This window comes from Kribbella sp. NPDC051137 (genome assembly GCF_040682535.1).
In the GTDB taxonomy this organism is placed as follows: Bacteria; Actinomycetota; Actinomycetes; order Propionibacteriales; family Kribbellaceae; genus Kribbella; species Kribbella karoonensis.
The window spans coordinates 1,541,999-1,560,824 of the sequence record NZ_JBFBBI010000002.1 but is presented as its reverse complement, the minus strand read 5'-3'; the positions used below and the strand labels follow the sequence as shown (position 1 = coordinate 1,560,824).

Sequence of the window (18,826 nt, the reverse complement as noted above, 5' to 3'; positions counted from 1 at the left end):
CGCGTCCGCCCGGGACGCGCACGCCGCAGGTGAGCGACTCCGCGATCAGGTCGATCATCGCCGCGTGCCGCTTGGTCGCGGTCTCCACCTGCCCCAGCGCGACGGTGTCCAGGAACACCCGGCTGACCACCAGCTCGGCCGCCGCCTGGACCCGGGCCCGGTCCGCGACCACGTCGTCGGCACCGGCCAGCAGGTCGGCCACCGTCGCGGTCGCCTCCGCGAACATCTCACTCGCCCGCGAGGCGATCTCCGGCCGGCCCTGCGCCTCGCGGAACACGATGATCCGGGCCGCGCGGTCGTTCTCCAGCTCGGCGGCGATCGTCGCGACGATCGCCCGCAACCTCCGGCGCACGGTCCGCCCGCGCGCCGCGGACCGCAGTACATCACTGGGCGCCGGCCGCTCCTGCACCACCGCCAGCAACAGGTCGAGCTTGGTCGCGAAGTGGTAGAACACCAGCCCGGACGGTACGCCGGCCTCGGTCGCGATCCTGGCCGTCGACGTCGCGTCGTACCCGTGCTCCGCGAACAGCCGCTCGGCGGTCTCGATGATGACCTGCCGTTTGGTCGATCGCGTGCTGGAGTGGTGCGCGGGTGCGGTCATGAGGGTTGCGGTGCGGGCCAGACCTCACCTTTGCGCTCGGCAGCGAGCACGGCGGCCCGCTTGAGGGACTTGAACACGTAGTCGGGGACACGGAGACCCCGGCGATGTGCCCACAGCAGCTCGTGTTCGGCCCGCCCGACCTGCTGTGCGTACTTCCGGAGCTGCGCCTCGCCGCCCTCGCTCAACCTCAACTTGTCCATCACGTCCCCGAACTGGGTGACCTGAAGCTTGTTGTAGGCACCCACTACTTCGAACGTACGCTTCCGCAGCCCGCGCGTCAGCCATTTCTGCCAACCCGACAGCTGGTCCCACAACTGCTGGGCCGCCATCTGGTAGTAGGCGAAGTGGCCGGGCTCCTGCCGGCGGATCGGCGCGATCACCGTGGCGGCGATGGCCCGCTCGCCGAGCTCTGCCAGCCCGGTGTGCAGCTTGTTGTAGGCGAGTACGGCGGAACGCTCGGTGGCGAGGCCGGTCAGGTAGTAGAGCATCCGGCTGATGTCCTGGACGCCCGGCACCTTACCGAGGGCGCCGAGGAACTTGAGGCTGAACGAGACCTCGTCGAGGTTCGCCTCGTGCGGCTCGACGCCGAGCAGGTCCTGCAGCTTGTCGAGGATCTGCCCGTGCCGGGTCTCCTGCGGCATCCACACGTCCGCGTAGAAGTGCCGGTCCACCTCTGGCGGGTCGGGGAGCAGGATGTTCAGCTCCAGCACGTTCCGCTCGACCTCGAGCTCGACGCGGGTCATGTACGCGAGCACCGGGCCGAACCGCTCGGCCAGCAGCTCGGGCTTGTTCATCGTGTAGTCGACGCCGCCCAGCGGGATCGGCGGATGCTCCTCACCGAGCCGGTCCACATGGTCGGCCAGCCGGGAGTCCTCCCGGTGGCGGCCGCGGCGGCGCGGGATGGTCAGGTCACTCAAAGACATAGGCGGCACCTCGCTCGGTCGTCAGGGATGCGCGCTCGATCCCCCGGGCAAGGTTAACAAGTAACTGACTGATCAGTCAGTCAGAGGACTGTGACTCAGGGAACAACCAGGGTCCCCCTCGCTCCACTCGGGGGCGGAGCGAGGGGGGTCTGTCATCGGGCGATCGTGTAGCGGATGGTGTCGTTGCGAAGGATGTCGCCGTCGACCTTCACGATCCGCAGGCTGTGCTCCCCGTTCTTCAGACCGCTCGTGGAGAACGCCACCCGGTTCGTCACCCGTACGTCGTTGTGCAGGTTGACCCGCTGGACCAGCTTGCCGTCGAGGTACACGTCGGCGTTGCCCTGGTCCGGTGCGAGCGCCGTACTCCACTCGGCACCGGTTCCGGTGAAGGTGAAGTTGACCGCGGCTCCGTTGTCCTTGGTCGCGTGGACATCGTCGCGGTAGTCGCCGCGGAACCGTACGTCGAGCGACGCGTTCCCGACCGGCAGCGTCGCGAGATACGCCTTGCTGATCGTGACGACGTTCCCGTTGACCGTGTAGTCGGTGCCCTGCGCGAGGTCCTTGCCGGCGTTCGCGATGCCGTCCAGCTCACCGGGGTCCCGCCCGAGCGTGACGTTCACGTCGGCCGGCGCGTTCTTGTCGAACGTCGCGGTGTCCGGGTTCAGCAGGCTCTCCTGCCGGATGTTCAACTTGTCCAGCAGCATGAACTGGCCGGACTTCTTCACGCCCCGGATCGTGTGGCTCCCGTTCGGCAGGTCCGAGACGCTGTAGACGACCTGCTGCGGTTTGTTGTGCCCCTGCGACGGATCCAGGTACGTACTCACGGTCTGCTTGAGCTCACCGTCGATGTAGATGTCGACGTCCCCCTGCCCCGGATCCGTCTCGGTCACGTAGTCCACCCCGGTACCGACGAACTGGTACGAGAACGAGTCGCCGTTCGTCTCGGTCCACTGCACGTCGTCCTGGTAATCGCCGAGCCCGCGCCCGGAACTGTAGTTCCAGTTGCCGGTGTAGACGACGCCCGGATCGTTGTTGTTGACCTGGACGGTCCGGGTCGGCAGGTCGAGAGCCTTCGCGGCGTACGACGAATCCGTGACGCCGACGGTCAGCGCCTGCGAGACGGCAGGCACCTCGTAGTTGCCGTTCCGCTGCCACGACCCGTCGTACGCCACCCGGAGGTCGTCGTCGTTGACGCTGATCGTGGAGTTCTTCTGCGGCGTGACCTTGAACAGCCGCGCGCCGTGGATCGGTACGCCGGTCGCCGTGTAGCTCGACGCGTACGTGCCGAGATCCTTGCGGGCCCACAGGTCGCGAACCTTCGCGGCGCCGTTCAGGCCGAGGTCCGCGAAGTTCACCGTCATGTCGGCGTCGGTCTGGCCGAGGTTGAACACGGCAACGGTGTACGAGCTGTCCGCGTTCAGCGCGAACCACACCTGCCGGTTGGACTTCGTCGACACCGGATGGGCCGGCCGCCCGGCCTGGTCGACCGCGATCACTTCGGGGTTGGTCAGCAGGCCGAGGCCGTACGAGTCCAGGTTGGTCATGTCGTTGCCGATGTACATCGGCGCGGCGGACACCGCCCACAACGTCGCCGCCGTACGCCGTTCGTCCTTGGTCAGGCCGTCCATCGAGCCGTTGCCGACGTCGAGCGAGTCGAGGTCGTTCCAGCCGCCAGGTCCGGCGTGCCGCCACCAGTCGGCGAGCTTCGGGAACAGCCGGTTGATGTTAGGCCAGGCGGTCAGCGCCGTACCCGTGCAGTAGCACTCGACGTCCCAGTCGATCCGCCAGCCGTTGGCGTACTGCTTCCAGGTGTCGGCGTAGTTGATGTCGAGCGCCCAGGACAGCTCGAGCCAGATGTTGTGCCGCTTCAGCGCCTGCGACCACGCCTTGACGTCGTCCCGCGCGTCCACCGACAGGTCGCTGATCCCGGAGCCCGGCGTCACGCTGTCGAACTTCAGGAAGTCCAGGCCCCAGGAGCCGAACAGGTCGGCGATCGAGTCGACGTACTTCTGCGCGCACGGCTTGGAGAAGTCGAGGCGGTAGCCGATGCCCCAGTAGTCCGCCTTCTGCAGCGGCTGCACCGGCAGGTCGGCGGTCGTGCACCCGGGCGCGCCGTAGATCGGCAGCTTGGCGTCGATGACGGCCTTGCTGACGCCGGGGATCGCGTACAGCCCGACCTTCTGGCCGTTCGCGTGGATGTGGTCGAAGACTGCCTGCAGGCCGTTCGGGAACAGCTTCTTGCTCGGCGTCGGCCGGCCGTACGCGTCGATGCCGTCGTTCCAGCCGGCGTCGATGTTGATGTAGTTGTACCCGTACGGCTGCAGCTTCGCGTGCATCGCGTCGGACTGCTTGATCAGCTGGTCGGCGGTGATCCAGCTGCCGCCGTTCGGGTTGAAAACCTGCATGCTGTAGCTGCTCCAGCCCATGTAGGGCTTGGCGGCCTTGTCCCCCGCCGGGCCGGAGAGCACTTGGGTTGTGGTGGTCGTGGCGGACGGCGCAGGGGCTGCTGTCGAGGTGGTGAAACCTGCGGGCAGCAGCCCTGCGACCGCGAGCCCTGCGACCGCGACTCGTAACGCCTTGCCCCGAACGGATCTGGTCATGGCGGTGATCTTGTGGCTATTTACTTAACCGTGTCAAGATTCTGTGCGAAAGTGGTGCAGTGATGCCGCTCGGCGAGGTCCGTCGAGATCGTCGGGGACGGAAGCTGGAAGGACTTGGTGGTGTGGTTTCGCCCGTAGGCGGGCCAAGGGTTGCCGGTGGCGGCGAACGTCACCCAGTCGGCGCGCATGGTGTCGGCCAGCTTGCTCTGCTGTGCGTTGAGCGGCTGCGGGAACGGCGCGTTCGGGAGGTCGAACAGGTACCACATCTCGGAGCCGTGGGTGGCGACCGAGATCGCGCCCGCCGGGGCGAAGAGGAAGGGCGCGGTGTCGTCGTTGAACTCGTAGGCGTGGGCGTTGGTCCAGGTGTCGACCTGTTCGGCGCCACAGGCGAAGGTGGCATCGCCGATCAGGGTGCCGAACGCCTTGTCCGGTAACGAGTAGGCGGACAGGGGGTAGTCGGCCGCGATCGCCTTGGCCTGGGTCGGGGTGATGCGCAGGGCGGTGGCGATGTTGGACTCGTAGTTCTGCGGCGTGACCGGGGTGGCGTACGGGAGGTTGTAGCCGCGGCTGACCACGTGGCCGCCCAGGGTGAAGAGGGCTTCCTCGTCGTGGTTGCTGCCGTTGAGGATCGGGACGTGGTTGAAGCGACCGGCTGCCAGTGCGGTGCCGATGGATTCCTTCAGTACGGCGCCGTCGACCGCGCCCGGGATCAGGTTGCCGAGGTTGTCGACGAGCGTCTGGACCGGGACCTTGCGGAGGCAGTCGGCCGACTGGTCCGCGCAGCCGACCTTGGCGGCGAACTCCTGGCCCGACGCCTCTGCCCGGGCCTGCGATTCCTGCTCGAGGGCGAAGGCGCCGCTCTCGACGATCGCCTTCTGGAACAGGCCCTTCGAGCTCCGCGAGGTGACGTGGGCAAGAACCGACAGACCGCCTGCGGACTCACCGGCGATGGTCACGTTGTGCGGGTCGCCACCGAACCGGCCGATGTTCCGCTGCACCCAGCGAAGGGCTGCCTGCTGGTCCATCAGCCCGTAGTTGCCGGTCGCTCCGCCGGGGTACGACGCCAACGCTGGGTGCGCGAGGAAGCCGAGCGCGCCGAGCCGGTAGTTGATCGTGACGACCACCGCGCCCGCCTTCGCGAGCTTCGTACCGTCGTAGTTCGAGCCGCTGTCGGCGGTCAGCCCGCCGCCGTGGATCCAGACGATCACCGGCCGCTTGATGGCCGGGTGCAGCGCGGCTGTCGAGACGTTCAGGTACAAACAGTCCTCGCTCAACGCCCCGGGCGGCGCGATCCCCGGAGCCTGTGGGCAACCCGGCGCGTACGTCGTCGCGTCGCGCACTCCGCGCCAGTTCGCGGCGGGCTGCGGCGCACGCCACCGCAGGTTTCCGGTCGGTGCCGCCGCATACGGAATCCCCCGGAAGGCGGCCGTCCCGTCGACGGTCAGTCCCTGAAGCACCCCATTGCCGACAGCAACAACCGGCGAAGGCGGGGAGGCGGTGGCGGCGTCGGCGGGGCGTGTGATGGCTGCCCCGCCTACCGCGGCCGCCAGGGTCGCGGTGGTCGCGGCGATGGTGACGCCCAAGCGTCGGGAGAGGACGGTTCTCATCTGTTGCACCTCGTGCTGGAGAGTGATTGTTCGGTCGCACTCACTCTCGGGCCGACGGACCCCTCGTCGCGCCAGGGTAAATCACTGGTTCCTGGCACTAGGCTTTCCCGTTGTGACGGAGAACATCGATCCCGTGGCCTACAACCGTGCCGCCTGGGACCGCGAGGTGGAGAACAGCAACGAGTGGACCCGGCCGGCCGCTCCGGACGTCATCGCCCAGGCACGGGCCGGGGATTGGTCGGTCGTCCTGATCGGCCACGAGCCCGTACCGCGCGACTGGTTCCCGTCCGCGCTGACCGACGCCGACGTACTGTGCCTGGCTTCCGGCGGAGGCCAGCAGGGGCCTGTGCTCTCGGCAGCGGGCGCGACCGTGACGGTGTTGGACAACTCGCCGCGGCAGCTGGACCGCGACCGGGAGGTCGCCACCCGCGAGGGACTGCCCCTCCGGACCGAGCTCGGTGACATGCGGGATCTGAGCGTGTTCCCGGACGCCGGCTTCGATGTCGTCTTCAACCCCGTGTCCAACGTGTTCTGCCCTGAGCTCGAGCCGGTCTGGCGGGAGTCGTTCCGCGTGCTCCGCCCGGGCGGAATCCTGATGGCCGGATTCCTGAACCCTGACATCTTCATCTTCGATGTCCCGGCGTTGGAGGAGCGGGAGGAGTTGATCGTCCGGCACCAACTCCCGTTCAGCAGCCTGGACCTCCCCGACGACGAGCGGCAGCGCACGTACGGGACGGGGCCGATCGAGTACAGCCACTCGCTCACCGGGCAGATCGGCGGTCAGCTCGCGGCAGGCTTCACCCTGACGCATTTCGTCGAGGCTCCGCACCATGCGGATGCCACGGCCAGGTACATGCCTGGCTACTTCGCCACGCGGGCCGTCAAGCCGTAACCGCCACGGCCCCGTTGTCCCAGCGGGTCGGGCCGTTCGAGCCCGCGTCGTACTCCTCCAGCGGGACCTCGCCGGTGCGCCAGGCGTCGAGGACCGGCTCGACGATCTCCCAGCAGCGCTCGGCGACGTCGCCGCGGACGGACAGCAGCGGGTCCCCCCGGAGGATGCCGTTCAGGACCTCGCCGTACGGGAGAACCGGAGAAGTCGGCAGTGTCGCGTCGAGGAAGACCTGACCCATCGTGTACGGCCCGTCGACACCGAGCGCGGGCACCGACAGGGACAGCTCCCCCGGGTTCAGGCCGATCCGCAGCGTCTCGCCGTCGCGGCCGCCGTGCAGCCCGGACGGCAGGTGCCGGAGCGGCTTGAACTTGACCACGATCTCCTTGCGCGCGACTCCGAGCGCCTTCCCGGACCGCAGCGTGATCGGCACGCCGGCCCAGCGGTTCGTGTCCACCTCGACGGTCAGCTCGGCGAGGGTCTCGGTCTCCCGTGACGGGTCGACCCCTGCTTCCCCGGCGTACCCGGCGTACCGGGCCCGTCGGCTCGCCTCCAGCGGCGACCCGTACAGATGCGTGCTGCGCAGCGCCCGGGCCATCTCGCTCCGCACCTCCACCGCGTCCATCGTCGCCGGAGCGTCCATCGCGAGCAGCGCGAGCACCAGCAGCAGGTGGCTCTGGATCATGTCGACGAGCGCGCCGGCGTTGTCGTAGTACTGCGCGCGGCCTTCGAGCCCGAGCGTCTCGTCGTACACGATCTCGACGCTCTCGATGTGCTCGGCGTTCCAGACCGGCTCGAACAGCCGGTTCGCGAACCGCAGCCCGATCAGGTTCAGCACCGCGGTCCGGCCGAGGAAGTGGTCGACGCGGTGCACGTTCTCCTCGGGCACGAGCGTGCCGACCAGCTTGTTCAGCTCGGCGGCGGACGCGGCGTCGGTCCCGAACGGCTTCTCGAACGCCAGCTCCGTGCCCGCGGGCAGGTCGATACCCTGCAGCGTCTCGACGATCGCGGTGGTCACGGCCGGCGGCAGCGAGAAGTACAGCACCGGCGCCGGACCCGCGAGCTCGAGCAACGCCCGCAGGTGCGCGGGATCCGTCGGGTCACCGGCGACGTACTGCGTGGTCGCCAGCGTCTCGGCCGCGGCCGGGCTCAGGTCCTGGCCGAACGCCGTCCGGACCCGCGCTGTCCACTCGTCCGCGGCCAGTGTCGATCGGCCGGTCCCGATGATCCGCACGCTCGTGGCGCGTGGACCGGCGAGCAGACTGCCGAGTCCGGGCAGCAGCAGCCGCGAGCTCAGGTCGCCGCTGGCGCCGAAAATGAGGACGGTTCGTTGATTCACCACGGTGGAATCCAACCACGTTCAGGGCAACCGCATTCCCGCTATCCGACGGGCGAGCTGTCCAGGGCCGGATACGGCGTGTCCGCGAGCCCGAGGTTGCGCCAGACGAAACGCGGCACCCGCCCGAGGAACCCGCGCAGGTACGCCGAGCAGTGCGCGATCGCCGGCTGGCTGTGCTCCCCCGGCGAGAACCAGACCCAGTCCTGCTCGATCTGGAACGGCCGGCCCTGGGCCGCCATCAGGTACTCCATCTGCCGCGGATGGATCACGTCGTACGCGTACTTCCGGTCCTGCGCGAAGATCGCGAACTGCTTGTTGAACGCCTCGCTCTCGAACTCGATCCCCCGGCTCAGCCCCTTGCGGCCGACCGTCAGCGGCGGCATCCGGACCGGCAACTGGAACCCGAGGACCGGCTCGGAGTGGTGCTCGGTGACGGTCCTGGTCTGCGTGTTGCCGTTGCTGTCCGTGTACGACTCCGTCCGGGTCGTCGTCCAGTGGTGCTCGAACGCGACGAACGGCGGTCCGTCGCCGTCCCGGCCGCGGACGACGTCCTCGGTGCGGTGGTTGGACCCGCCGCGCTGGACCGGCGCGACCTGCAACAGGCTGTCGTCGACGCCGACCCAGTACCAGTCCGGGTGGTGGTAGAACCTCAGCCGCTGCTCCGGCTCCGGCTGGATCCAGTGGTCGAGCGGCGTGCTGTCGATCGCCGTCGCGATCGCGCCGAGCTGTTCCAGCCACGGCGCGAGCCGGTCGAGGTCCTTCCGCGGCGGATCGAGGACCACGATCTGGTCGCCGTCGATGCTCAGGTTCACCCCGGTCTGCCCGGCGGCCAGCGTGGTCAACTGCTGGCACAGCTGCGGCGTCACCGCCTCCTGCGCGAACGCCGGATCCGTCGTGCCGACCTGCCACCCGGGTCCGAGCTGCGGCGGCGCCGGCACGGCCTGCGCGAGGACGCCGTACCGCGGGGTGGTCTCGCCGCCGGTGATCCACAGCTCCGGGAGCCGTCGCGACAGCGTGACCATGCCGACCCAGCCCGACCAGTACGACGACTTGTACTCGATCACCTGGAACGAGCGGCCGCCCGCGGTCACCCCGGTGATCTGGTCGTCCGGCTTGCGGTCGAAGCCGAGGCCGAACGGCGGGTTGCCGAGCCGCGCGACCGACTCCCAGGTCGGGGTGTTCACGAAGCTCCAGCCGCGCGCCCGGATCGACTTGATGTACGCCTGCCGGCGGATCAGCGCGACGATCCCCCAGACCACCCCGGCCACGACGAGTACGACCGCGACCACCGCGAGGACGACCAAGAAGCTCATCCCAGGACGATAGCGCCGGACCAGGCTCAGGTGGTGTCGGGTGACTCCGCGCCGTAGCGAGGAGGTGCCGTGCCGAGTGCCCCGCAGTAGGCGGGGAGTCACCCGACACCACCTAAGCGAGCGCTTCCGGTAGCGGGTCGGCGTGGACGATCTGCAGGCGGCTGACCGCGCGGGTGAGGACGACGTACAGCCGGTGCAGGCCGCGCGGTTCGGCGGCGACGATGTGCGCCGGCTCCGCCACCACGACCGTGTCGAACTCGAGGCCCTTGGCGAGCGTGGCCGGTACGCAGACGAGCCGGACCGTGTCGATCTCGTCCTCGGTCTCGCCGAGCAGCGCGGCCTCCAGCCCGGCCGCGGTCAGCGCGTCCCGCAGTACGGCGATCTGGTCGTCCGCGGCGATCAGCGCCACCGATCCCTCACCGGCCAGGGCGGTCCGGCACTCGGCGACCACCTGCTCGGCGTACGACGAGGCGTCGGCCGGCACGATGCTCAAGGCGTCGGCGACCGTCCGGACGCCGGTCGGCGTGCTGAGCGTCGGCGCGATCGCGGGCAGCAGCTTCGCGGCGAAGTTGATGATCTGCTCCGGCACCCGGAACCCGCGGTCGAGCTCGGCGACGACGCCGTCGTCCTTGCCGAGATGCCCGAGCACCAGGTCCCACGACCCCGCGGCCCACGCCGTGGTCGCCTGGGCAAGGTCGCCGAGCACGGTCGCCGACCCGGTCCGGCAGCGGCGGCCGAGCGCCCGCAACTGCATCGCGGACAGGTCCTGCGCCTCGTCCAGCACCAGGTGGCCGAGGGAGCCGGTCCGCCGCTCGATCAGGTCCTCGAGTTCGTCGAGCAGCACCGTGTCGGCGAACGACCACTTCGCCGACTTCCACGAGCGGGCCGGCTTCGCCCAGAGCAGCGCCGTACGCTCATCCTCCGTGAGGTCCGGCGCCGCCGCGGCGAGGAAGTCCGCGTCGGAGAGGAGCCGGTGCAGGATCTGTTCGGGTACGACGCGCGGCCACACCGCGTCCAGCACCTCCTTCACCGGCTTCGAGCGGGCCACCGCGTTCTGCACGCGGTCATCCGGGGACTCGGCCCGCTCCTCCATCCGGACCAGCACGACGTGCGCGATCCGCTGCGCGAGCGCGTTCCGGCCGGGTGCGTACCGGGTCGACTCGCGCAGGTCCGACACGATGTCGACGACCTCGTAGTCGTGCACGCGGTACCTCCGGGATCCCTTGCTGTACAGGACTCCCTCGGTCGGCGTACCGACGTACGACCAGAGCGCGCGGCGCAGTACGCCGGCCATCCGGGCGTCGCCCTTCAGCGCCTCGGCGGCCGGCTCGTCGGCCGCGGCGGTGGGCCGCGTCAGCAGCTCGTCGATGGTGATCTGCCGGACGTCGACCTCACCCAGCGCGGGCAGGACCTTGCGGATGTAGGACAGGAACGACTTGTTCGGCCCGACGATCACGACACCGCCGCGGCCGAGACGCTCGCGCTCGGTGTAGAGCAGGTACGCGACGCGGTGCAGGCCGACCGCGGTCTTCCCGGTGCCGGGCGCGCCCTGCACACAGACGCTCGGGTGCAGCGGAGCACGGACCAGGTCGTCCTGCTCGGGCTGGATGGTGGCGACGATGTCGCGCATCGGGCCGGTGCGCGGGCGCTCGATCTCGGCGCGCAGGAACGCGTCCGCCTGGTCCGTCTCGACGACCGCGGTCAGCGACTCGTCCTCGAAGCCGGTCAGGTCCGCGTGGTCGGAGAAGCCGTACCGGCGGCGCATCAGGACGCGCTGCCGGTCGGTCGGGGTGGCGCGGTAGAACGGCACCGACACCGGTGCCCGCCAGTCGATCACCAGCGGTACGCCGGTGCCGTCGTGCACGTGCCGGCGGCCGATGTAGATCTGGTCGTGCCCTTCGATCGTGCCGTGCTCGTAGTCGAGCCGGCCGAAGAACAGCGGTACGTCGGGCAGGTCCAGGAGCGCGTGCGTCCGCATCTCCTTGGCCCGCTGGTTGGCCTCGTTGGTGAAGCGCTCGTCGTTGTCCTCGCCGCCGATGATCTGGACCTCGCGGTCCACGACCTCGGCGTACATCGAGCGGAGTGCGGTGCGAGCGGCGGACAGGTAGGCGCGTTCGGTCGCTAACTCAGGTTCGACCATCGGTGAAGAGCCTCGAATCGTGAGCTGGGTCCCGCCCCGGAGCAGATCCATCCGGTTCGATTCGATCCCGAAAAGAGAGATCGGGGACGTTACCAGCGCACGACGGCGCATGCCACCCAATTAACCGCGCATCCAGCTCGGCGTGTTGTCGATGTCCCGGGGGAACACGGACAGGTCGTCCTGGTAGATGCGTTCGTCCACCGGGATCGACCAGTCGGGCTTGTTGTCGTAGTCGAAGTCGGTGGAAAAGTGGCCGGTGGAGGTGATGGTCAGCTGAGCTGTCAGCCAGGTGCCCTTGCCCGGGCGGTACATCTCCCGCCGGAGCTCCTCGAAGTGGTCCTCGAGCCCCTCCGGCAGCACCTCGACCTGCGCCCCGTCCACGTCCGCGTCCAGTTCGGCGTACGACGACGTCGCCCGGTAGACCGCGCTCACCTCACGCCACCCGGCCGGTAGCTCCGCGATCAGCGCGCGGGCGATCGTGTCGATGACACCGATCTCACTCATCCGGCTCCCTTGGACGCGGGTTTGGTCTCCCTGAAGATACTCCGGGGCGATCGCTTCCCCTCGTGCCGCGACACTACGGTCCGGCTGGACGGGCGGCGCGTCGTACCGTTCGGATGCTTCACGTCGATCGCGGCGTGCACCTGGACGCCGGCGGCGCGCATCGCCTGCCAGCTCTCCTCCATCCGGCGCCAGTTGTCGGTGACGCCCTTCACCGCCTGGTTCTGCGTCCGCGACTGCGCGGTGATGTTGATCGACTCGCCGGGCCCGTCGAACGACGTACCGAACAGATGCCCGCCGTCGTCGGACTTCTGCCGGTCGGGTTTGCCGGCGTCGCGCTGCGCGTCGAGGTTGCGGCGGTCCTCGTTGTCCTTGGCGGGCAGGAAACCGAGCCAGCCCTCGGCGTGCGTCACCCGGCTGTGCCCGTCGGTGACGTAGAGGTAGCGGTCGTCGACGACGTACACCGACGACGGCTCCGGGTCCATCAGGCGCGGGTTCCAGTCGTCGCCGTGACCGGACTTCTCCTGGTGCACCGGCAGGTCGGCGTACCTGTCCGGCACCACCGGCTGGTCGTCCGGCCCGTAACCGACGACGCGGACGTCGGCCGGATCGGCGGGTTGCTCGATCCGGGCCGACGCCCGCGTGCGCTGTGGCATGCAGTGTTTCTACAAGCCGGTTCTTAACTTGTGGTTACCGGAGAGTGTCAGCCGTCGTTCTCGTTGGCCGGGATCACCGCGCCGGGAACGTTCTGCGGCGCGAAGATCTGGTTCTCACCGGGGTACGGCGTCGACCAGTTGTGCGCCTGGTACCAGTCGAAGTGGTTCATCAGCACCGGGCTGGCCGTGTCGGGCTTGGCCCCGGTCGGCGCAGCGAAGATCTGCTGCGACTTCCAGGTGTCCCACTGGGAGGCGACCGCCTGCTGGTCGGCCGGGACCGTTGCCGACGGCACCGGAGCGGCCGCCGGGTTCTGCGTCGCGGGAACGTCCGCGCCGCAGGGCGGCAACTCCTTCAGGCCCGCAGTCAGCGAGGTGCGGTTCGGCAGCGCGGTGAACGGGGTGACGTCCGGCTTCGCCGTAAAGGCGCCGAACATCGGGGTGGCCGCGGTGTCCTTCTGGTTCATCGGCTTCATCCCGAGGATCTGCTCGATCGTCCGGATCAGCGTGATCTGCGTGTAGTAGTGGCTGTCCACCTTGCCGTGCAGGGCGTACGGGCTGATGATCTGGATCGGGGCCCGGTGGCCGTCGACGTGGTCGCTGCCCGCCTGCGAGTCGTCCTCGGCGATGAAGATCGCCGAGTCCTTCCAGTACTTGCTGTGGCTGATCTCGTCCACGATCCGCCCGACGGCGAGGTCGTTGTCCGCCACCCCGGCCGGTCCGCTGTTCGGGCCGCCGGTGTGGTCGTTGGACAGCCAGAACATGTTCAGGTTCGCCGGGCCGTTCTTCTCAAAGTCCTGCTTCCAGATCTCGGCCTTGTAGATGTCCGGGACGTTCAGGTCGAACTGCGGGAAGCCCTGGACCGAGACCGCGTTCAGCGACGGGATCGTCGAACCGGTCTTGATCGGGTACTGCGTCGCGGCACCGGTGGACTGCATGGTCTTGGTGTCGCAGTACAGGTTCTGCCAGGTCGCGCCGGCCGGCTTCTGCTCGATCGACAGGAACTCGCCGTAGTTCTTGACGGACTTGCCGGCCGCCTTGACGCCGCTCCAGAGGAAGCCGCTCTTCTGGTGGCCGAGCGGGTCGTTCTCGGTGTCGTAGCTGCGCTTGTACTCACCGGCGGAGGACTCGGTGTACTCCGGGTTGTCCGCCTGCATCATCCAGTTGTGACCCTCGGCGGAGTTCGTGCCGACGTCGTAGGTGTTGTCGTACAGCCCGAACTGCTTGGCCAGCGCGTGCTGGTTCGGCGTGACGTTCTCGCCGTACTGCGTCAGCGACGGGTCGCCGTTGCCCTCCGGGATGTCGCCGTACACCTGGTCGTAGGTCCGGTTCTCCTTGACGATCAGGAACACGTGCTTGATCGTCGACGGGTCACCGAGCTTCACCGGGACCGGCACCGGCGTCGCGTGCCCGCCGCTCGTACCGGTCTGCGCCGAGTTCGGCGTCCAGCCGTTCTGCTGGAAGACCTTGGCCGTGTCGTCACGGATCGTCTTGTCGTCCGGCAACTGGAACTTGGTCAGGCTCGACGTCGTGTCGTGCGTCTTGTGACCGGCGACGCCGGTGTCGCGGCGGGCGTCGATGCCGCGGGTGTTCGAGACCACGATGTCCTTGCCGACCTGCGCGAGCTCGGCCGGGAAGTAGTCGGTCGGCAGCAGACCCACGTAGCTGACCGGCTCCAGCGCGTTCTTGTACCTGTAGACCGCGACCGCGTTCGCCCGGCCGAGCGAGACCAGCAGGTGCCCGTCGTCGGTGAGCGTGACGGCGTCCGGCTCGTACCCGACGGAGGCCTCCGGCCACGGCTGGGTGGCGATGGTCTGGGTGACCTTGTCCTGCTGGGTGTTGATCACCGACACCGTGTTGCTGGAGACGTTCGTGACGAACACGACGCCGTTCTTCGCGTAGACCGCGGTCGGGTGCAGACCGACCGGGATGCTGCCCACCGCGGCGGCCGGGTTCTTCAGGTCGATCACGCTGACCGTACCGGTGGTCGTGATCGCGTTCTGGTCGGCGACGACGTCGGTACCGTACGAGTCGAGCGTCGAGTCGCCGGCCTGGGCGGTTCGGCCGCCCTCGTTGCTCACGTACAACTTGTCGCCGACCATCACGAGACCGCGTGGGGCGTTGCCGGTCGCCCAGCTCTGCTTGATCGCGCCGGTCGCGGTGTCGATCGCGACCACGCGGTTCTGCCCGTTGACCGCGGAGTACACGGTCGAACTGTCCGCCGAGAAGACCGCCCCGGCCGCCAGCGAGTGCTTGTCGCCGTCGGCGGGGATCGACACCAGCTTCGGGTTCGCGAGCGAGCCGTCGGCGTTCACGTCGAACTTCTGGTAGCCGTCAATTTGCCCCAGCCAGACCTGCTTGCCGTCCGGCGAGTACGTCGGGCCTTCCTGGCCGATGTCGTTGCCGGGGATCTTCAGATCGGCGGCGGCGTTGTTACCGATGTACTGCTGGACCTTCCAGTTCTTCAGGTCGACGACGGCCATCGCCATCCCGCCGTCGGTCACCCCGGCAGCCATATGGCTGCCGTCCGGGCTGACCGAGGACGACATGATCTTGCCCTTCTGGAGGACGAGACGGTCGCCGAGCGGTTTGATGTACTGGTCCGACGAGATGACCTGGCCCTTGTCGGTGACCTGGCCGACCTGTTCCTCGCCGAACTGACGGGTCGAGGCGACAGCGGTGCCGGCCAGCGCGACGGCGAAGGCCGTGGCACCAGCTGTCACCAGTGGTACCTTGCGCCGAAGAGGCCTGGACGGGCCCACTTCGTCACGCCTGCGGCGGCGTGTTACCTGCATGGGAGTGATCCCTTCGGTTGGCCTTACTTGACAGGTAGCAGCTCGATGTTGCCGTCGAACTGCCACAGTGGGTTCGGTTCGTCCCCGGACGGAGTGCGGACCAGGAAGAAGCCGTTCACTTCTTTCGGTCCGTCCCCGTCGGACACGTACCGACCGAGTGGGTTGATGTCGAGCTGGTAGATCGCCGAGCCGGCCACGTCGACCCCCGGGATGTGCCAGCTGACGACGCACCGCCAGTCGTTGCCGGGCCCGCGGGCGGCGACCTGGTCGCCGCCCTTCGTGCACTCGGCAGCGGTCTGCAGCTGAGCCTCGGTGACATCGGCCCGGTTCAGCTGCTTGGTCTGCAGGCGGTACAGGTGGGCGAACTCGACCGCGACCGCGCGCTGCACCTTGTCCTGGTCGATGCCCGAACCGAAGCCGGCGATCGGGGCGATCGCCGCGGTGCTGACACCGAGCAGGACGACGAGCGGCAGGAGTCCGGCCGTCAGCGCCAGGCGGCCGGAGCCGTCGTGCGTCGGGTTCGTGAAGTCGCGGCGTACGAACAGGTAGTACGCGAGGCCGGTCGCGACGACGGCCCAGGCGAGGCTGACGATCACGCCGATCAGCAGCGGCCCGCTCTGCGCCGGCTCGGTGAAGAGACCGTTCCAGCTGATGAACGCGTAGCCAGGCAGTGCCAGCCGGAGCGCGACCGGGATCGGCAACTGCTGCACGATCTGCATCGCGAGTGCGACGACAGCCGGCAGCAGCAGCCCCATCGGCGAGCGGCCCATCGCGACCGAACCGAGCAGACCGATCGCGGCCAGCGCCAGCGTCGGCGCCAGCGCGCACAGCCAGGCGAGCAGGACCGTGCCGGCCGCGTCTCCCGGCGACAGCAGGTGGCCGTCGAGGCCGATCAGCTCCCGGTTGCCGACCACGAGCAGGCCGCTGACCGTGCTCGACACGACCAGGCCGATCACCAGTACGACGATCACGCTCAGGCTGGACAGCGCCTTCGAGACGAAGATCCGGCGCGGCGAGCGGACGGCCACCAGCAGGTGCCGCCAGGTGCCGAGCCGGTCCTCGGAGGCGAACACGTCACCGGCGACCAGCGAGGTCAGCAGCGGCAGCGCCCACGAGCCCGAGAAGCCCAGCAGTACCAGGGGTCCGGCCCATCCGGTCGCGTGCATCATCCGGCCGAACAGCGTGTCGACCGGCAGCGACGCCTGTTGGCTGACCACGGTGACGAACACCGCGGGCGCGAGCCAGCAGGCGACGATCAGCACCCGGACCCGCCACTGCGACAGCAGCTTGACGAGCTCGAAGCGGTAGCCGCGGGTGATCGGGACCCGGCGTACGCCAGGGGTGTCGGGGGCAGCCACGGTGGCTGTCATCAGTTGGTCTCCTGCTGCTCAGTGAGGGCGAGGAAGGCTGCTTCCAGCGGCGACACCACCGGTGCGAGTTCCCGTACGGCGACGTCCTGCTGCACGAGCCGCTTCACGAAGTCGTCCAGTGCGGGCACCGGGGCGGAGACGATCAGCAGGTCGGTGTCGTCGGTCTCGTGCAGGCGGACGCCCGGCGTCTCGCGGGCAAGGCGCCGCGCGATCACCGGATTCGACGTGAGCACGCGGTAGTCGAGCTCGCTGTCCTCCGACGCCAGCTTGCTGATCGGGCCGGTGAACGCGACCCGTCCGGCCGCCAGGATCGTCACCTCGGAGCAGAGCGCCTCGACGTCGTCCATCCGGTGGCTCGACAGGATCACCGCGGTACCGTCCGCGGCCAGCTCGGTCAGGACGCCGTACACGTGCTTCTTGCCGGCCGGGTCGAGCCCATTCGACGGCTCGTCGAGGATCAACAGCCGGGGCTTCGTCAGCAGCGCTGCCGCGAGACCGAGGCGCTGGCGCATCCCCAGCGAGAAGCCGCGGACCCGGTCGTCGGCCACGTCGGTCAGGCCGACCTGCTCGAGCACGTCGTCGATCTGGAGCGTGCCGTCGCCGCGGAGCGCGGCCAGTGCGGACAGGTTCTGCCGGGCGGTCATCGAGGGGTACAGCCCGGGGCCGTCGACGAAACCGGCAACCCCTTCGGGTACGGCGAGCGCGCGGCCGACCGGCGTACCGAGGATCTCCAGCGTGCCCTTGTCGGCAACCGCGAGGCCGAGCAGCAGACCCAGCAAGGTGGTCTTCCCGGCACCGTTGGGTCCCACCAGGCCGTGCAGCTGACCGGGTGCGACGTCGAGGTCGACGCCGTCGAGCGCGATCACCTCCCCGAAGTACTTTGTGATTCCGCGGGCACGGACAGTGGGCGGAGTGTCCATGGTGAATACATTAGAAAGAGATGTACGGCCGCGTGAAGACCGAAAGTTAACTATTGGCGAAATAGCAGCAACTGATTGCAGTCAACCTCTCAGTTACTTCTCAGTTCCATCTCACTTCTGAGCTTCAGGCGTTAACGGTCGGCGGGAGCGACGTACCGGAAGGTGGGGCCGGCTGTGGTGTGGTCGTCCTCGCTGAGCTGCATCAGTTTCAGGGCCTCGGCCTTGAGGCCGAACATCGCGCGGGTCGCGTCGCGGATCATCGACGGCTCACCGGTGAAGGTCTGCTCGAGCAGGAACAGCAGCGTGCAGTAGGTGGCGTCGAACTCCTCCTGCGCCTTGCGGATCTGTTCGTTGTCCGAGCGCTGCGGATTGGCCTGCATCGGAGACACCCCGGCGAGGTCCACGGTGACCGCGTCTCCGGTCGGGCCGGACTGCGGGGTGTCGCCGCGGCGGTAGCGGCGGCCGAGCTTCAGCTCCTGGAAGCGGTAGTAGTGCGCGACCTCGTCGCGGTCCGGGTGGAAGATGTCGTGGTCGCCGTCCCAGACCTCGCCACGCGCCGTACCCTCGCCCTGCTCGACGATCTCCTCGAGCGCGGCCAGCGCGGAGTTCAGGTCGGTGACCGGGCTCACCATGCCGTCGGTGTGGCTGAACGGCCCTGCCGCCACCTGCCGGGCCGGGTCGCCGGAGAACACCTTGTCCTCGCCGAGCGTCTCGCACAGATACCGCAGACCGTCCTCGATCGCGTCGTAGAACTGGCCGATCGTCTCGTAGTGGTCGCTCTCCCCCGGCGCACCCGGTGCCTGGGGCTCCTCGAGCCGCAGGAACATCTCCAGCGCCTCCGGCCCGAACGGGAGCAGCGACAGCTCCATGGATCCGTGCGGCAACTGGCGCGGATACCCGGGAAGCTGCTCCGGCACGTCGAGCCGGGGCTCGCCGCCGACGGCGTTCAGCAGGTTGCAGGCCAGCGAGAGATGGATCATCTCCTCCACGAAGACACTGCTCACCACCTCGACGGCGTCCGGGTTCCGCGCCGGGTCGAGTGAGTACAGCGCACAGAGGTACGGGGGGAGCGTCGAATGCTCGAGTTCGATCGCCCATTGCAGGTGCTGGTGAAGACTGTCGAGAGTGTCGATCCGCTGTGTCATACCCGTTGAGACAGGACACGCCGACTGTTT

At 68.7% G+C, this 18,826-nt stretch carries 14 protein-coding genes; 1 reads left to right on the top strand and 13 read right to left on the bottom strand.

Annotated elements, in window-relative coordinates; genetic code table 11:
- The 4 genes from AB0M51_RS14895 to AB0M51_RS14880 form a co-directional block, all read right to left on the bottom strand.
- A partial coding sequence (locus AB0M51_RS14895) for a helix-turn-helix domain-containing protein (RefSeq protein WP_363749469.1) occupies positions 1–601 on the bottom strand: 601 nt, incomplete at its 3' end.
- The gene (locus AB0M51_RS14890) at positions 598–1,524 is read right to left on the bottom strand and encodes a GTP-binding protein LepA (RefSeq protein WP_344187112.1); all 927 of its coding nucleotides are present in this window, start codon (positions 1,522–1,524) and stop codon (positions 598–600) included. The genes AB0M51_RS14895 and AB0M51_RS14890, both read right to left, overlap by 4 nt.
- Positions 1,525–1,676: 152 nt before the next feature.
- The gene (locus tag AB0M51_RS14885; RefSeq protein ID WP_344187114.1) at positions 1,677–4,124 is read right to left on the bottom strand and encodes a X2-like carbohydrate binding domain-containing protein; all 2,448 of its coding nucleotides are present in this window, start codon (positions 4,122–4,124) and stop codon (positions 1,677–1,679) included.
- A 20-nt stretch (positions 4,125–4,144) separates the two neighbouring features.
- A complete protein-coding gene (locus AB0M51_RS14880; RefSeq protein ID WP_344187116.1) occupies positions 4,145–5,731 on the bottom strand; it encodes a carboxylesterase family protein in 1,587 nt (528 codons plus the stop codon).
- Positions 5,732–5,843: 112 nt separating this feature from the next.
- On the opposite strand from AB0M51_RS14880, the gene AB0M51_RS14875 reads away from it, so the two are divergent.
- The gene (locus tag AB0M51_RS14875; protein ID WP_344187118.1) at positions 5,844–6,623 is read left to right on the top strand and encodes a class I SAM-dependent methyltransferase; all 780 of its coding nucleotides are present in this window, start codon (positions 5,844–5,846) and stop codon (positions 6,621–6,623) included.
- On the opposite strand, the gene AB0M51_RS14870 is transcribed toward AB0M51_RS14875, so the two are convergent.
- The 9 genes from AB0M51_RS14870 to AB0M51_RS14830 form a co-directional block, all read right to left on the bottom strand.
- Positions 6,613–7,962: a glucose-6-phosphate dehydrogenase gene (locus AB0M51_RS14870; protein ID WP_344187120.1), complete on the bottom strand. Its 1,350-nt coding sequence runs from the start codon at positions 7,960–7,962 to the stop codon at positions 6,613–6,615. The two genes, AB0M51_RS14875 and AB0M51_RS14870, sit on opposite strands and share 11 nt — an antisense overlap.
- Positions 7,963–8,000: 38 nt before the next feature.
- Positions 8,001–9,272 carry a hypothetical protein gene (locus tag AB0M51_RS14865; protein ID WP_344187122.1) on the bottom strand — a complete coding sequence of 424 codons (1,272 nt, stop codon included), beginning with the start codon at positions 9,270–9,272 and terminating at the stop codon, positions 8,001–8,003.
- Positions 9,273–9,384: 112 nt separating this feature from the next.
- Positions 9,385–11,412 carry an AAA family ATPase gene (locus AB0M51_RS14860; RefSeq protein WP_344187124.1) on the bottom strand — a complete coding sequence of 676 codons (2,028 nt, stop codon included), beginning with the start codon at positions 11,410–11,412 and terminating at the stop codon, positions 9,385–9,387.
- 120 nt (positions 11,413–11,532) lie between these two features.
- Positions 11,533–11,916, bottom strand: coding sequence for an immunity protein YezG family protein (locus AB0M51_RS14855; protein ID WP_344187126.1), 384 nt, complete (start codon positions 11,914–11,916; stop codon positions 11,533–11,535).
- On the bottom strand, positions 11,913–12,569 hold the full coding sequence (locus AB0M51_RS14850) for a DNA/RNA non-specific endonuclease (protein WP_344187128.1): 657 nt from the start codon (positions 12,567–12,569) through the stop codon (positions 11,913–11,915). Before AB0M51_RS14850 ends, AB0M51_RS14855 begins: the two co-directional genes overlap by 4 nt.
- A gap of 47 nt (positions 12,570–12,616) precedes the next feature.
- Positions 12,617–15,289, bottom strand: a complete 2,673-nt coding sequence (locus tag AB0M51_RS14845) for an alkaline phosphatase family protein (protein WP_344187130.1) — start codon at positions 15,287–15,289, stop codon at positions 12,617–12,619.
- A 95-nt stretch (positions 15,290–15,384) separates the two neighbouring features.
- On the bottom strand, positions 15,385–16,731 hold the full coding sequence (locus AB0M51_RS14840; protein WP_344187132.1) for an ABC transporter permease: 1,347 nt from the start codon (positions 16,729–16,731) through the stop codon (positions 15,385–15,387).
- A complete protein-coding gene (locus tag AB0M51_RS14835) occupies positions 16,731–17,651 on the bottom strand; it encodes an ABC transporter ATP-binding protein (RefSeq protein ID WP_344187134.1) in 921 nt (306 codons plus the stop codon). Before AB0M51_RS14835 ends, AB0M51_RS14840 begins: the two co-directional genes overlap by 1 nt.
- 131 nt (positions 17,652–17,782) lie before the next feature.
- Positions 17,783–18,796: a ferritin-like protein gene (locus AB0M51_RS14830; RefSeq protein ID WP_344187136.1), complete on the bottom strand. Its 1,014-nt coding sequence runs from the start codon at positions 18,794–18,796 to the stop codon at positions 17,783–17,785.
- Positions 18,797–18,826: the final 30 nt, after the last annotated feature.